Raw genomic sequence first — 14,703 nt, forward strand, 5'->3', positions numbered from 1 at the left:
GAGTCGTGCGGTTAATTGTAGTACGGCACGCCTAGCTCATCTGACTTGTCGCTACCGGCAGCCATATGATTAAAATCAAACGGCGAATCGTTATGTTCGGAAGGCATTATCATCGCATCGCGGTGGTTATGGCGAACCGGGGTCGTGGTTTGCTCCGCATAGCTCTGGCCTGAAGCCAGGGCGACCAGCACAAGGGCGGCGGCAGCGAATAGTTTCATGATTTCCTCAATACGTCTTTTTGCAGGCGATTAACAACAGTTGTTCAGTGGCATTAGATAGCGGGATTCACCCGGCATATTTGTCATGCGATATTTATGCGGCGGAACGTCGAAATAGTTTTTAAAGGTTCGGGTCAGCGTTTGCTGTGATTCAAATCCGTAGCGCTCCGCCAGGTAGAGAATCGGCTCGTTGCTCTGCTTGAGCTTCTGGGCGATCTCGGTCAGCTTGCGGCTGCGGATGTACTGGCCTAAGGAGTGACCGGTCTCTTTCTTGAACATTCTTTGCAGGTGCCATTTAGAGTAACCTGAGCGCTCAGACACTTTCTCCAGCGACAGCGGCGATTCCAGGTTATCTTCGATCCACGACAAAATACTATGGATAGTGATGGCGTCGTTATTGCGTCTGGACATCATCTTACCTCTTCTTATTACGGCAGGACTTTCTTGAGTAAATACTCAAGGGTGACCACTTCATCCGCCGACAGATTTTTTGTTAATTCCTGGTGCAATTTCTGACCCACAACCTGATGACATTGCTCACATAGCGCCGCGCCGTCTGGCGTTAACTGCACCAGCACGCCGCGTTTGTCAGTGGGGTTGGGTAACCGTTCAATCCAGCCTTTACAGACCAGGCGGTCGAGCATGCGCGTCATTGCGCCTGGGTCGACCGAGAGCACGGTTTTCAGCTCAACGGGGGTAATGCATACTTCGCAACGAATGGAACAGAGCACCCGGAACTGGGTGGAAGTGATATCCATCGGAGAGAGGTACTCGTTGAGCAGGCGATCTTTTTTCTGGTTAACCATCTGGATCAAGCGACCGAGGGGGATCATTTCGTTAAACAGGTCACTTGTGCTTTTCACAATGGTTGCCCAGGCAATTATTTAATTGCTGTGGATATTATTGCCCAGGCAATCATAAGTCAACCTGATGAATTAGCTGATGACACGATTTGCTAAAGCGGCAATAAATAGCGCCGATAGCGGGGGCGAGACGGCGCTGGCGCGGCGGCAGAAGCAAGATAAGCGCTGGCAAGACCAACGGCATAAAAGCTATACTTGCGCCGGGAAACTTTTTTAATAGTGTAATATTAACAGGGCCTTAATTAATCATGATCGAACTCTTTAAAGCGATAGGGTTAGGGTTAGTGGTGATATTGCCGCTGGCAAACCCGCTCACTACCGTGGCCTTGTTCCTCGGGTTAGCGGGCAACATGAACAGCGCCGAGCGTAACCGACAATCGCTGATGGCTTCGGTGTATGTGTTCATTATTCTGATGGTCGCATGGTACGCCGGTCAGGTGGTCATGAGCACCTTTGGCATTTCGATACCCGGGCTGCGTATTGCCGGAGGGCTGATTGTCGCCTTTATCGGTTTTCGGATGCTTTTCCCGCAGCACAAAGCGCACGATTCGATGGAAGCGAAGATGAAATCGGAAGAGCTGGTCGATGAGCCGAGCGCCAATATCGCCTTCGTGCCGCTGGCTATGCCGAGTACGGCAGGTCCGGGGACCATTGCGATGATCATCAGCTCGGCGTCGACGGTGAAACACGGCGTTGATTTCCCCAACTGGGTGGTGCTGGTGGCGCCGCCGATTATCTTCGCCCTGGTAGGGATTATTCTGTGGGGCTGTCTGCGCAGCTCCGGGGCGATTATGCGTATGGTCGGGAAGGGCGGCATCGAGGCGATCTCCCGCCTGATGGGCTTCCTGCTGGTATGCATGGGCGTGCAGTTTATTATTAACGGGGTGCTGGAAATCATTACCACCTATCATGCCTGACGGGTAAACAGCCGATCAAAAAAGCCGGACAGCGTAGCGCTATCCGGCTTTTTTATTGCCGCTATCAGGAGTGGTGGGGCTGCTCTTCCAGCGACACCGGCCAGCGGCGGAAAATCATCACCGCCCAGACCAGCGCTACCAGCGCCGGAATGGCTCCGACGTAGCCGATAGAGGCCATCGACAGCTGGGTGCTCACCTGGCTACCGACCAGCGCGCCGGCGCCGATACCGATATTAAAGATCCCCGAGAACAGCGACATCGCAACGTCGGTTGCGTCCGGGGCCAGCGCCAGTACCTTAACCTGCATCCCGAGGCCGATAATCATAATCGCCACGCCCCAGAAGATGCTGAGCAGCATCAGGTGGTTGGCGTTTTGCGAGGCCGGCAGCAGCAGCAGCAGACAGGCCAGCAGCAGGCCAATCGCCATGTTAATCAGCCCCGAAGCGTGCTTATTGCCCATCTTGCCGAACAGCACGCTGCCGATAATCCCCGCGCCGCCGAGCACCAGCAGCAATACGGTGGCGAAATTACCGCTCATACCGGCCACCGTCTGCACAAACGGCTCAATGTAGCTGTACGCGGTGTAGTGCGCCGTCACCACGATAGCGGTCAGCAGATAGATGCTGAGCAGCGCCGGGCGGCGAAACAGCAGCGGCAGGCTTTTCAGCGAACCAGAGTGCTCGCTTGGCAGCTTCGGCAGCAGCTTGTAGAGACACACCAGCGTGACCAGCGCGCCAAGACCGATGACCAGGAAGGTGGTGCGCCAGCCGAAATACTGACCAACGATGCGGCCGATGGGAATACCAAAGACCATCGCCAGCGCGGTGCCGGTGGCGATCAGGCTCAGCGCCTGGGCGCGTTTTCCCGGCGGCGCCATGCGGATCGCCAGCGCCGAGGTAATGGACCAGAACACCGCGTGGGCGAAGGCGATACCGATACGGCTGATCACCAGCACGTTAAAGCTCCACGCAAAAAACGACAGCACGTGGCTGGCAATAAACAGAATAAACAGGCCGATCAGCAGGCGGCGGCGCTCCATCTGGCTGGTGAGCAGCATAAACGGCAGCGACATCAGGGCCACAACCCATGCGTAAATAGTCAGCATCATGCCGACCTGGGCGGTTTCCATCCCGAAGCTGCCGGCAATATCGGACAGCAGGCCGACCGGCGCGAATTCGGTGGTATTAAAGATAAAAGCGGCGATCGCCAGCGTGACTACCCGAAGCCACGCGACCCTGCGTGAAACCGTGTTTGTAATCATAGGTTTTGAACTGAGTGCTTAGAGGAAGAAGAGAAGGCGATCTTAAAACGATTGCTGCTGAAAATACAATCATTTTGTGATCTGCATCTCATTTTCCCGTTGCGGTGATAAACGAGCTAACAGATTAATTTCTCTCTGGATCGTGTGCACATCGCGCTTTTATGTCATGTTGAGGATAAGTAATAAAAAAGGACTATAGCGATGCAGGAAATTGATTTTTATCTGGTAGATGCTTTCAGCGATCGTAACTTTGGCGGTAACGCCGCGGCGGTATGCCCGCTCACAGAGTGGCTGCCTGACGAGACGCTGCTGAAAATGGCGCAGCAGCATAATCAGTCGGAGACCGCCTTCTTCGTGCGCACCGATGAAGGCTATGAGCTGCGCTGGTTCACCACGCAGTATGAGATAAACCTGTGCGGCCACGCGACGCTGGCGGCCTCGCACGTTATTTTTGAATACCTTGACCATCCGTCCGCCACGATTGTATTCAGCACCCGTTTTGTCGGCGAGCTGCGGGTGACGCGCAACGGCGACTGGCTGACTCTCGACTTCCCGGCGTGGTCGACGACGGAAGTTGCCAACCCGCCCGCCGAGCTGTTGGCCGGGCTGGGAATTAGCCACGCGCTGGAGGTGCGGGTCGGGCGTGACTATCTGGTGGTGCTGGCGGATCGTCAGCAGGTTGAGGCCGTCCGTCCGGACATGCACCAGCTCCAGCGGCTCGGCAAGATGGTCTGTATCAGCGCGGCGGACGAGGAGTACGACTTCGTTAGCCGTTTCTTCTGTCCCGGCGAGGGCGTAGCCGAAGATCCGGTCACCGGCTCGGCCCACAGCATGCTGATCCCTTACTGGGGCGAGAGGCTTGGCAAAACGCAGATGCAGGCGCGTCAGGTATCGGCCCGCGGCGGCGACCTGCGCTGTCAGTGGCAGGGCGAGCGGGTGCTGATTGGCGGTCAGGCGGTAACCTACCTGATTGGCAAAGTTGCTCTGCGCCAGGTCAACGCGTAAAAGAGCGCGCCGCTCAGGAAGGAGCGGCGCGATAAGTTAATGCTATGAACGACCGGCCTACGCGTGCGCTACAGTGGCTCAAAAAAAAGGAGCCAGCAATGTACACCATCGCCCCAACCTCGTTGTCCCATCCCGATCTGACCGCCCTGATTGCCCAACTGGATGCTTTTCAGGAATCACTCTATCCCGCAGAGAGCAACCACCTTGTCGACCTGAGCCAGCTAAAGGCGGAGTCGGTTATCGTGCTGCTGATCAGGGATGACAACCAGCAGGCGGTGGGCTGCGGAGCTATCGTCCTTGACGACGATGGCTTTGGCGAAATGAAGCGGGTGTTTATCGATCCTAATCATCGCGGGCAGATGCTGGGCGAACGGCTGCTGGAGGCGCTGGAAAGCGAGGCTCGCCGCCGCGACTGCCACACCGTGCGCCTCGAAACCGGCATTTACCAGCAGGCCGCCGTCAGGCTCTATACCCGCAGCGGCTATCAAACGCGCAGCCCCTTTGCCCCCTATCAGGAAGACCCGCTGAGTCTGTTTATGGAGAAACTGCTCGTTGCCGATCTTCGTTCAGCAGCGCTATAAACGCCTCCAGCTGGCGGGTTTTCGCCCCGCGCCGCCACACCAGCCAGGTCGTTAGCCAGCGCCACTCTTCGGCCAGCGGCCACGCGGAAACCTGATGATGGCCGGGCATGCTCTCCAGCATGCTGCGCGGGATCAGCGCCAGCCCGGCGCCGGCAATCACGCACGCCAGCATGCCGTGATAGGACTCCATCTCATGGATCCGCCCGGGGGTGGCGCGATCGGCGTGAAACCAGCTTTCAAAATGGCGCCGGTAGGAGCAGTTGGCGCGAAACGCGTAAACGTTGACGCCGTTCACCTCGCTGGCGCGCGTAATCGGCGCATGGCCCACGGGGGCGACGATCATCATCTCTTCCGGGAATACCGGCAGGCCTTCGAGGCCAGGGTGCACCAGCGGTCCGTCGATAAATGCCGCGCTCAGGGTGCCCTCCAGCACGCCGTCGATCATATTGCCGGAAGGGCCGGTTGACAGCGCCAGGTGGATTTTCGGGTAGCGCTGGTTATAGAGCGCCAGCGCTGAAGGGATCCTGACCGCGGCGGTACTCTCCAGCGACCCGAGCGAAAACAGCCCCTGCGGCTCATCGCCGGTCACCACCATTCTTGCCTCATCGACCAGCGCCAGGATCTGCTGGCTATAGCGCAGAAAGCTATGGCCGGCGGGAGAAAGGCGCAGGCGCTGGTTCTCGCGGATAAACAGCTCTACGCCGAGGTCGGCCTCCAGCTGGCGAATGCGGGTGGTGAGGTTCGAAGGGACGCGATGCACCTTCTGCGCGGCCTGGGTAATGCTGCCGGTGGCGGCGACGGCGTTGAACATCTCAAGCTGGGTCAGGTCCATAGTATTCTTCTTTTGTGAACGGGTTGCTTAATATTATTCATTTTCAATGAATGGAAGCGTAAGCCAGAATGAGGTCAGTTCGCAATCAACATTCGCCATCAATACAGAGAGAATAACGATGAATTTATCTGCAACTCATGCGGTTTCCGTGAACCCGACCACCGGTGAAATTGTGTCGTCTCTGCCCTGGGCTACTGAGCAAGAGGTCGATGCGGCGATTGGTCTTGCGGAGCAGGGCTATCGCCAGTGGCGCGCCGCCAGCGTAGGCCAGCGCGCCGATGCGCTGCGTCAGGTCGGCAGCGTCCTGCGCAGCCGGGCGGAAGAGATGGCGCAGATGATAAGCCTCGAGATGGGCAAGCCGATTGCCCAGGCCCGCGGCGAAGTGACCAAATCGGCCAATCTCTGCGACTGGTATGCCGAGCACGGTCCGGCAATGCTGGCAACCGAAGCTACCCAGGTCGAAGAGAATAAGGCCGTTATCGAATACCGCCCGCTGGGCGCCATTCTGGCGATTATGCCGTGGAACTTTCCCCTGTGGCAGGTCCTGCGCGGCGCGGTACCGATCCTGCTGGCGGGCAACAGCTATCTGCTCAAGCACGCGCCGAACGTGATGGGCAGCGCGGCGCTGATCGGCGATATCTTCGCTGAGGCCGGGCTGCCGGCCGGCGTATTTGGCTGGGTTAACGCCACCAATGACGGCGTATCGCAGACCATTAACGATCCGCGTATTGCCGCGGTGACGGTAACCGGCAGCGTGCGCGCCGGGAAGGCCATCGGCGCCCAGGCCGGTGCCGCGCTGAAGAAGTGCGTCCTCGAGCTGGGAGGGTCGGATCCGTTTATCGTGCTCAACGACGCCAGCCTCGACGAAGCGGTGAAGGCGGCGGTCATCGGACGCTACCAGAACACCGGGCAGGTGTGCGCGGCGGCGAAGCGCTTTATTGTTGAAGCCGGAATCGCCGCTGCGTTTAGCAAAAAATTCGTTGCCGCCGTTGAAGCGTTAAAAATGGGCGATCCGCGGGATGAGGCCAACTATCTTGGGCCGATGGCGCGTTTCGACCTGCGCGACGAGCTCCATCAGCAGGTGACGGCGACGCTGGCGGAAGGGGCGACCCTGCTGCTCGGCGGCGAAAAGCTTGCCGGTGCCGGTAACTACTATGCGCCGACGGTGCTGGGTAACGTGACCGCAGAAATGACCGGTTTCCGCCAGGAGCTATTTGGCCCGGTTGCCACCATCACCGTGGCTCGCGACGCCGCGCACGCCCTCGAACTGGCTAACGACAGCGAATTTGGCCTGTCGGCCACCGTCTTTACCGCCAGCGTCGAAGAGGCCGACCGCTTCTCCCGCCAGCTGGAGTGCGGCGGTGTCTTTATCAACGGCTACAGCGCCAGCGACGCGCGGGTGGCCTTTGGCGGCGTGAAGAAAAGCGGCTTCGGTCGTGAGCTCTCGCACTTTGGGCTGCATGAGTTCTGTAACGTGCAGACCGTATGGAAAGACCGCCGCTAATCGACGTTAGCGCCTGACGCCCGTCGCCGCGCTCTGCTATACTCGCAGCCCGAATTTGGATGTGGGCAAGGAGCCGGGTGTGGCGACGGTCATCAATAATGCAATGCTGGATGCAATTCTGGCAGAAATCAGGCCGCTGATTGGGCGCGGCAAGGTGGCGGACTACATTCCGGCGCTGGCCAGCGTGAGCGGCAATAAGCTTGGTATCGCGATCTGCACGGTTGACGGGCAGCACTATTTTGCCGGTGACGCCCATGAGCGTTTTTCCATTCAATCCATCTCTAAAGTGCTCAGTCTGGTGGTGGCGATGAACCACTATCAGGAGGAGGAGATCTGGCAGCGGGTGGGGAAAGATCCCTCCGGCCAGCCGTTTAACTCGCTCCTGCAGCTGGAAATCGAACAGGGAAAACCGCGCAATCCCTTTATTAACGCCGGAGCGCTGGTGGTGTGCGATATGCTGCAAAGCCGCCTCAGCGCGCCGCGCCAGCGGATGCTGGAAATTGTCCGACGCCTGAGCGGCGTGGCGGATATCGCCTACGACCCGCTGGTGGCGCGCTCCGAGTTTGAGCATTCGGCGCGCAATGCGGCGATTGCCTGGCTCATGAAGTCCTTCGGCAATTTTCATAACGACGTCGCGACGGTGCTGCAAAACTATTTCCACTACTGTTCGCTGGAGATGAGCTGCGTTGAGCTGGCGCGGACCTTTCTGTTCCTCGCCGATCGCGGCATGGCGCCGCATCTCGATACGCCGGTGATCGCACCGATTCAGTCGCGCCAGGTCAATGCCCTGATGATGACCAGCGGGATGTATCAAAACGCCGGGGAGTTTGCCTGGCGCGTCGGGCTGCCGGCAAAATCGGGCGTAGGCGGCGGGATTGTGGCGATCGTTCCCCAGGAGATGGCCATTGCGGTATGGAGCCCGGAGCTGGACCAGGCCGGAAATTCGCTGGCCGGGATCGCGGTGCTGGAGAAACTCACGCAGAAGGTGGGAAGGTCGGTATTCTGATGGATACGTTCAACGGTTTATTTAGCCGGCTGCAGCGGTCGGCCTTTCGCTCCCGCTTTAAGCTGGGAATAAAAGAGCGGCAATACTGTTTCGATAAAGGCGCGGAGACGATTGACCAGCACGCGGCGGATTTTATTGCCCGCCGACTGGCACCGGCGAATATCCCGAATGACGGCAAGCAAACGCCGATGCGCGGTCATCCGGTATTTATCGCCCAGCACGCCACCGCCACCTGCTGTCGCGGCTGCCTCGAAAAGTGGCACGCGATCCCGCCAGGCCGGGCGCTGAGCGCCGACGAGCAGCGCTACGTTGTGCAGGTTATTCACCATTGGCTGGTGCTGCAGATGAATTCTCCCGGCCATTGATAGTGAGCAACAATCAGGCATATGTATGCCTGATAAATATTCTCATGCTATGATAATCCGCTAACTAATTATTAACATAATAATTGCCTGAAACAATTAGACGGATAATTACTGAATGTCTTCACTGTCGATTCGGTCATTCACGCTGTTTCGTGAGGAGCAGCCCGTGCGTGATGCGCTGGTGTTATTCACGTTAACGCTGCTGCTTCATTTCTTTGGCGCCATGCTGCGCCTGGTGCAGGAACTTTCGTTTTTCTGGCCGCTGAATGCCGTGATGGCAGGGATCTTCGCGCGTTACGTCTGGCTAAACCGCAGCTATTTTTACGCGGTTTGCTTTGCCGCGATGCTGGTTTATGACGGCTTAACCTCGCGCTGGGGAATGGGCTTTGCTTCGCTGCTGATTAATTTCTCCAATATTGTCTTTATTGTGACCCTGGCACAGCTGGTGCTGTGGGATAAACGACGCGCTGATTCTATGCCCGGGCCAATTAATGCGCTGAGCCTGTTTTGCTATTGCCTACTGGCGGCGCTGCTGTGCGCAGCCGTCGGCGCGCTGGGTTCGGTGGACGTCGAGCGCGCCACCTTTATTCCTCAGCTGGCGGACTGGTTTAGCGAGCAGTTCTCGACCGCGGTGCTGATCCTGCCGTTTATTCTGACGCTGACGCTGCCTTCCGCGCTCGGCACCTTCCGTTTCCGCCAGCTTCTGCCGGTTATCGCGCTGGTACTGTCTATTATTCTCGGGGTTAGCGTGGGCGGAGCAGGGAGCATTACCTTCCCGCTGCCGGCGCTGATCTGGTGCGCCATTCGCTATCCGCTGCCGCTGACCTGCCTGCTGACGTTTATAACCGGCATCAGCGAAATTCTGCTGGTGGCAAACTCACTGATTCATCTCTCTCCCGACGCGCGGATGCAGCCGTGGCAGCTCTTCTCCACCCGTCTTGGCATCGCCGCGATGCTGATTAGCCCGGTGATCGTCGCCTCGAGCGTGGAAGCCATTAATAACCTGGTGAAACAGCTGGCGCTGCGCGCCGATTTTGATTTCCAGACGCGCGTTTACTCGCGCTCCGGACTCGGCGAGGCGCTGAAGCGGCAGCCGCTGGCGGAAGGGCAGCTATTGACCGTAATGGTGCTGGATATTGACGGCTTTAAGCGGGTCAACGACAGCTGGGGGCACGAGTGCGGCGATTGCGTTCTCGCGCAGTTTGCCCAGCAGGTGCGCCAGCTGGCGGGCGAGCAGGGAATGGTGGCGCGCATCGGCGGGGAGGAGTTCGCCGTGGCGACCCTGACCTCATCGATGCAGGAGAGCCAGGCGCTGGCGGAGAAAATCCGCCAGGGCGTTGAGGCGCAGACCTTTGTCTGGGGACAGAATCAGATCCGCCTGACCGTGAGCATGGGGCTGGAGTCTCGTCCGGTAGGAAACGAGCGGATAACCGAGCTCTTTAATCAGCTGCTGATGGCCGCCGACGACTATCTGGTGAGCGCCAAGAAAGCGGGGCGCAATCGCGTTTGTACCCCCGGACTGGCCTGAAGGCGGTAATAAGAAAAAACGATAGTGATTTTGCTTGTGTTAAATTTAGGTTAAAAACATAGTGATGTGGTCAATTTTAAGGAACTTATCATGACCACATCCTTTTCCCTGCGCACGCTCTCGCGTGAAGAAATCCTCGACCAGATTCAACCGTTAACCGACATTCTGACCAGCTGCGTGAACGGCGGAGCGTCGGTCAGCTTTATGCTGCCCTTCTCCGCGCAAACGGCCAGCGACTTCTGGCAGCGGACGGCGCAAAGCGTTGCCGCCGGAGAGCGTATTGTGGTGGTGGCAGAAAATGAACGTCATCAGATTGTCGGTACCGTCCAGCTTATTGTCAGCCAGCCGGAAAACCAGCCACACCGTGCGGACGTGGCTAAACTTTTGGTTCACCAAAATGCCAGGCGGCAGGGGCTTGCCAACGCGCTGATGAACTATCTGGAGGAGGTCGCCCGCGACCAGGGCAAATCTGTGCTGGTGCTGGATACCGCAACAGGCAGCGGCGCCGAGCGCTTCTACGTTCAGTGCGGCTGGGAAAAAGCCGGGGAAATTCCACGCTATGCGCTGATGCCGGACGGAAAGATGACCGCCACCTCGTTGTTCTATAAGTTCCTGCAATAACCGCCGATGGTTTGATCAAAACGGGGTTTTAGTCGTAGAGAAAGCTGATAAGTTATTACACCAATTACCCAGGTTGTATGACTACTCTATGAGGGAACCCATTGTGAAAGCACTAAATCGTCGCGATTTTCCCGGCGCGCAGTATCCTGAACGCGTTATCCAGTTCGGCGAAGGTAACTTCTTACGCGCCTTTATCGACTGGCAGGTCGATCTGCTCAATGAGCATACCGACCTGAACGCCGGCGTCGTCATCGTGCGCCCCATTGAGAGCGAGTTCCCGCCGTCGCTGAGCGTACAGGACGGCCTCTATACCACGATTATTCGCGGGCTGAACGAGAAGGGCGAGGCGGTTAGCGATGCGCGCATGATCCGCAGCATTACCCGGGAAATCAGCGTCTATGCGGACTATGCCGAATACCTGCGCCTGGCGCACAACCCGGATATCCGCTTTGTGTTTTCCAATACCACCGAAGCGGGTATCAGCTACCATGCGGGAGACCGCTTTGACGATGCCCCGGCGGTAAGCTATCCGGCTAAGCTGACGCGCCTGCTGTTTGAGCGCTACAGCTGCTTCTCCGGCGCCAGCGATAAAGGCTGGGTCATTATTCCCTGTGAGCTTATCGACTATAACGGCGAAGCCCTGCGCGAGCTGGTTCTGCGCTACGCCAAAGAGTGGGCGCTGCCGGAAGCCTTTAGCGCCTGGCTGGATGAGGCGAATACCTTCTGCTCAACGCTGGTGGACCGCATCGTCACCGGCTATCCGCGCGATGAAGCGCTGCAAATCGAACAGCAGCTCGGCTACAAAGACGCCTTCCTGGCGACCGCCGAGCACTTCTATCTCTTCGTTATTCAAGGGCCTAAATCGCTGGCTGCGGAGCTGCGCCTCGATAAGCTGGCGCTTAACGTCCTGATTGTCGACGATATTAAGCCCTACAAAGAGCGTAAAGTGGCGATTCTCAACGGCGCGCATACCGCGCTGGTGCCGGTTGCCTTCCTGGCAGGGCTGGATACCGTCGGGGAAGCGATGAACGATAGCCAGATCTGCTCGTTCGTCGAAAAGGCGATTTACGAGGAAATTATTCCGCAGCTGGATTTACCCCGCGAAGAGCTGGAGACTTTCGCCAGCGCGGTAACCGGGCGCTTCCGCAACCCCTATATTAAGCATCAGCTGCTGTCGATTGCGCTCAACGGCATGACGAAATACCGCACCCGCATTCTGCCGCAGCTGCTGACGGGGCAGGCGAAAAACGGTAAACTAGCCCCCCGGCTGACCTTCGCGCTGGCGGCTTTAATGGCGTTCTATCGCGGCGAGCGCAATGAGCAAAACTATCCGCTGCAGGACGATGCCGAATGGATGGAGCGCTACCGGGCGCTGTGGTCCGCGCATCGTGACGCGCAGCTGAGCAGCAGCGAGCTGGTGAAAGCGGTGCTGTCGGTCGAGGCGCACTGGCAGCAGGATTTGAGCCAGGTTCCCGGCCTGGTGGAGCAGGTAACCCTCGACCTCGATGCCATCCTGCTCAAAGGCATGCGCGAGGCGGTTAAGCCGCTCTGCTGATATCCCGTTCAAAACGTTGACCCGGCGATTGCCGGGTTATTTATCCCCTTAAAATAGTTACAACATACATTAGGTCGCCGATAAAATTGAGCGAGCAGACCTGATGCTTCTGCGCCGCTTCGTTCCGCAGAACGGGAAATGGCGCATTCTCCGCGCCTGAATCCGAGGGCGCGGTCTCCTCCTGATGCTGAAAACTAGCGTAAATGTGCAAATTCACGGCCTCGATCGCGTTCCGGGACGCCCTGACGCCGCGGCTCATCTATAAATGGGCCTCAATTCAGCACAGCAGGAGTCATCATGATGTTCAGAAGAGGGTTTCTTTTATTACCGGCTTTACTTATCTGTATCCAGGTTCACGCCGATCCGGGGTTTCGCCAGCTGGCGTTGACCGACCCGCAGGGGAAAAGCCTGGACGTGGCGGTATGGTATCCAACGTCTGCAGAAGGAAAGACGGAAAATGTCGGCGCCAATCCCGCGTTCGAAGGGGTCGCCGTTATCCGTAATGCGCCTGCGCGGCCCGGAGCGCACCCTCTGCTGGTTATCTCTCACGGCTATAACGGCAACTGGCGCAATTTATCGTGGATAGCGGCGGCCATGGCCGCGCAGGGATATATTGTCGCGGCGCCGGACCACCCCGGAACCACCACCTTTAATCAGGATCCGCGCGACGCGAAGCGCCTGTGGCGACGTCCGCAGGATCTCAGCCAGGTGATTGACTTCACTCTGCGCTCTTCCTCGCTGGTCGGGGAGGTAGACGCCGGTCGAATTGCCGCTTTAGGTCACTCTCTCGGCGGATGGACGGTGATGTCGCTGGCGGGAGCCCGCTTCGATTCCGCCCGCATGCTGAGCGACTGCCGGCACCATGCGCAGCGAGGCGACTGCCGGCTAACGCAAAAGCTCGGTATCGATGGCGCCCGCTCGCAGGATGCGCGCTTTGCGGACCTCAGGGATGCCAGAATCAAGGCGGTGGTCTCTCTGGATCTCGGCTTCGCCCCCGGCTTTACTCCGCAGAGCCTGCGCGCGCTCGGCATTCCGATACTGATCCTTGCGGCCCAGGCGGACAAGCTCGCGGACCTCAATGCCGGGCAGGAGTCAGGCTATCTTGCGGCCAACCTGGATCCGCAGCGCAGGCAGTATGAGGTCGTTGAAGGCGCCACTCATTTCAGCTTCATGCAGCTGTGCAAGCCTGGCGCCGAGGCGCTTATTGAGGAGGAGACGCCCGGTGACGGCATCGTTTGTCGCGACGGTAGCGGAGGAGACCGCGCCGCTATTCACCAGGCGCTGATACCTAAGATCGGCAGATTTCTTAATTCGGCACTGGATTACCGCCCGCCTGCTGACGAAACGAAGTAGGCGACAGGCCGCAAATGCGCTGAAACTCGCGGTTAAAATTGGACTTGGTGGTAAATCCGCACTCGAACATGATTTCGGTAACGGGCAGCGGGGTGCTGAGCAGCAGCGCCTGTGCCCGTTCAATCCTTAAACCGTTAATCCACTGCGAGACGTTACACTGGCTGATAGCATTGACCGCCCCTGAGAGCTGGCGTGCGGGGATCCCGGTTTTTCTGGCGAGAAGGCTCAGCGTCAGGTCGGGATTGAGATAGAGCTCCGTCTCCCGCACCTGCTTCTCGAGGCCGGCGTAAACGTTTGCCAGCTCTTCCGCTGGCGGCGCGGCCCGCGTCGGGAGCGCGGCTTTACTCTCAGCTTGCGCAACCGCAGCTGGCCGTCCGGCGATGACGATAGCCGCCGCAATCAGCGGAAGGAGGGCGGCCTGAAAACCCATCACGATCGCCGGCGCCAGCCTGCCGCCGGTCAGGCTGAAGTCAAACGTCACGGCAAGATCGGTCAGCGCCGATAGACAGAGAAAACAGCCGGCAAAAAAGGCCATTTTCGTGGTCTGCGGCGACTCGCTGAGACGGCTGAGGGTGAAGCGGTGCTCCCCGCGCCATGCGAGGCGCAGCAGGCTGCACCCGTAGCCGGCAAAAAGTAAAAACAGGACCGGATCCGTCGCCGGCGGCCAAACAATCCTGATAATGAGAGCGAGAGCGGCGGGGGCGAACAGCAGCAGCAGGTGACGCCGCCGGCCGATCTCCGTCAGCGAGACAAAACAGTGCCAGGCCAGCGGCGGCAGCATTATGGCCAGCCCGGACTGGATATTGCGCAGGATGCTGGATTCATATTCCCAGCGCAGCGTGCTGACGGCAACCAGCACGATACAGGCAAGCACGAAACGCAGAGTGCCCGCGTGGCGCTGTTTTTGCGCAAACAGGGCCGTTGCCAGCAGGATAAGCAGGGCGGATAAGGTAATAAGCGGAAAAGGAACTGAAAGCATGTCAGCCGGACCAGAACGGAAAGTTAGCAGGAATGATTACCGGGAATAGTTACACATATCCCGGCGGGCTGTCGCCTCCGACGTGCTGTTCTGCAGGCAGGCGTTTATTGAGAAT

At 58.5% G+C, this 14,703-nt stretch carries 16 protein-coding genes; 10 read left to right on the forward strand and 6 right to left on the reverse strand.

Translation table 11 applies throughout. The features are described 5' to 3' along the window. Positions 1-11: 11 nt before the first annotated feature. From marB to marR, 3 genes are read right to left on the reverse strand one after another with little or no spacing between them, the layout of a single operon-like run. Positions 12-218: a multiple antibiotic resistance protein MarB gene (gene marB, locus M2416_RS09595; RefSeq protein ID WP_041145639.1), complete on the reverse strand. Its 207-nt coding sequence runs from the start codon at positions 216-218 to the stop codon at positions 12-14. A gap of 30 nt (positions 219-248) precedes the next feature. Further along, positions 249-629, reverse strand: coding sequence for an MDR efflux pump AcrAB transcriptional activator MarA (gene marA, locus M2416_RS09600; protein ID WP_004862191.1), 381 nt, complete (start codon positions 627-629; stop codon positions 249-251). A gap of 17 nt (positions 630-646) precedes the next feature. Further along, on the reverse strand, positions 647-1,081 hold the full coding sequence (gene marR / locus M2416_RS09605; RefSeq protein WP_041145638.1) for a multiple antibiotic resistance transcriptional regulator MarR: 435 nt from the start codon (positions 1,079-1,081) through the stop codon (positions 647-649). A 248-nt stretch (positions 1,082-1,329) separates the two neighbouring features. Here marR and M2416_RS09610 point away from each other — a divergent pair, with 248 nt between their 5' ends. Then, the gene (locus M2416_RS09610; RefSeq protein WP_076947501.1) at positions 1,330-1,998 is read left to right on the forward strand and encodes a MarC family NAAT transporter; all 669 of its coding nucleotides are present in this window, start codon (positions 1,330-1,332) and stop codon (positions 1,996-1,998) included. A gap of 64 nt (positions 1,999-2,062) precedes the next feature. Here the strand turns inward: M2416_RS09610 and M2416_RS09615 are convergent, their stop codons facing one another. Further along, entirely contained in the window at positions 2,063-3,259 is a 1,197-nt protein-coding gene (locus M2416_RS09615) for a sugar transporter (RefSeq protein ID WP_041145636.1), read from the reverse strand. A 201-nt stretch (positions 3,260-3,460) separates the two neighbouring features. On the opposite strand from M2416_RS09615, the gene M2416_RS09620 reads away from it, so the two are divergent. Together M2416_RS09620 and M2416_RS09625 are read left to right on the forward strand one after the other, a co-directional pair. After that, positions 3,461-4,264, forward strand: coding sequence for a PhzF family phenazine biosynthesis protein (locus tag M2416_RS09620; protein ID WP_259223544.1), 804 nt, complete (start codon positions 3,461-3,463; stop codon positions 4,262-4,264). 98 nt (positions 4,265-4,362) lie between these two features. Further along, positions 4,363-4,845: a GNAT family N-acetyltransferase gene (locus M2416_RS09625; RefSeq protein ID WP_128878129.1), complete on the forward strand. Its 483-nt coding sequence runs from the start codon at positions 4,363-4,365 to the stop codon at positions 4,843-4,845. Here M2416_RS09625 and ptrR read toward each other — a convergent pair. Then, on the reverse strand, positions 4,799-5,677 hold the full coding sequence (gene ptrR / locus M2416_RS09630; RefSeq protein WP_076947503.1) for a putrescine utilization regulator PtrR: 879 nt from the start codon (positions 5,675-5,677) through the stop codon (positions 4,799-4,801). The genes M2416_RS09625 and ptrR overlap by 47 nt on opposite strands. Positions 5,678-5,795: 118 nt before the next feature. Here ptrR and sad point away from each other — a divergent pair, with 118 nt between their 5' ends. The 7 genes from sad (at position 5,796) to M2416_RS09665 (ending at position 13,609) form a co-directional block, all read left to right on the forward strand. Beyond that, positions 5,796-7,181, forward strand: coding sequence for a succinate-semialdehyde dehydrogenase (sad, locus tag M2416_RS09635; RefSeq protein ID WP_259223549.1), 1,386 nt, complete (start codon positions 5,796-5,798; stop codon positions 7,179-7,181). Positions 7,182-7,260: 79 nt separating this feature from the next. Beyond that, positions 7,261-8,187, forward strand: a complete 927-nt coding sequence (glsB, locus tag M2416_RS09640; protein ID WP_041145631.1) for a glutaminase B — start codon at positions 7,261-7,263, stop codon at positions 8,185-8,187. Beyond that, a complete protein-coding gene (locus M2416_RS09645; RefSeq protein ID WP_041145630.1) occupies positions 8,187-8,552 on the forward strand; it encodes a DUF4186 domain-containing protein in 366 nt (121 codons plus the stop codon). Before glsB ends, M2416_RS09645 begins: the two co-directional genes overlap by 1 nt. Before the next feature lie 115 nt (positions 8,553-8,667). Next, positions 8,668-10,080, forward strand: coding sequence for a GGDEF domain-containing protein (locus M2416_RS09650; RefSeq protein WP_259223551.1), 1,413 nt, complete (start codon positions 8,668-8,670; stop codon positions 10,078-10,080). Positions 10,081-10,170: 90 nt separating this feature from the next. Beyond that, a complete protein-coding gene (locus tag M2416_RS09655; protein WP_076947508.1) occupies positions 10,171-10,701 on the forward strand; it encodes a GNAT family N-acetyltransferase in 531 nt (176 codons plus the stop codon). A gap of 103 nt (positions 10,702-10,804) precedes the next feature. Next, complete coding sequence (locus M2416_RS09660; RefSeq protein WP_259223555.1) at positions 10,805-12,256, forward strand: tagaturonate reductase; 1,452 nt, start codon at positions 10,805-10,807, stop codon at positions 12,254-12,256. Positions 12,257-12,556: 300 nt separating this feature from the next. Continuing rightward, complete coding sequence (locus M2416_RS09665; protein WP_076947567.1) at positions 12,557-13,609, forward strand: alpha/beta hydrolase family protein; 1,053 nt, start codon at positions 12,557-12,559, stop codon at positions 13,607-13,609. Here the strand turns inward: M2416_RS09665 and M2416_RS09670 are convergent. Beyond that, complete coding sequence (locus M2416_RS09670) at positions 13,563-14,588, reverse strand: helix-turn-helix domain-containing protein (RefSeq protein WP_259223559.1); 1,026 nt, start codon at positions 14,586-14,588, stop codon at positions 13,563-13,565. The genes M2416_RS09665 and M2416_RS09670 overlap by 47 nt on opposite strands. Positions 14,589-14,703: the final 115 nt, after the last annotated feature.

The organism is Klebsiella sp. BIGb0132, from assembly GCF_024810075.1.
GTDB lineage: Bacteria > Pseudomonadota > Gammaproteobacteria > Enterobacterales > Enterobacteriaceae > Klebsiella > Klebsiella terrigena.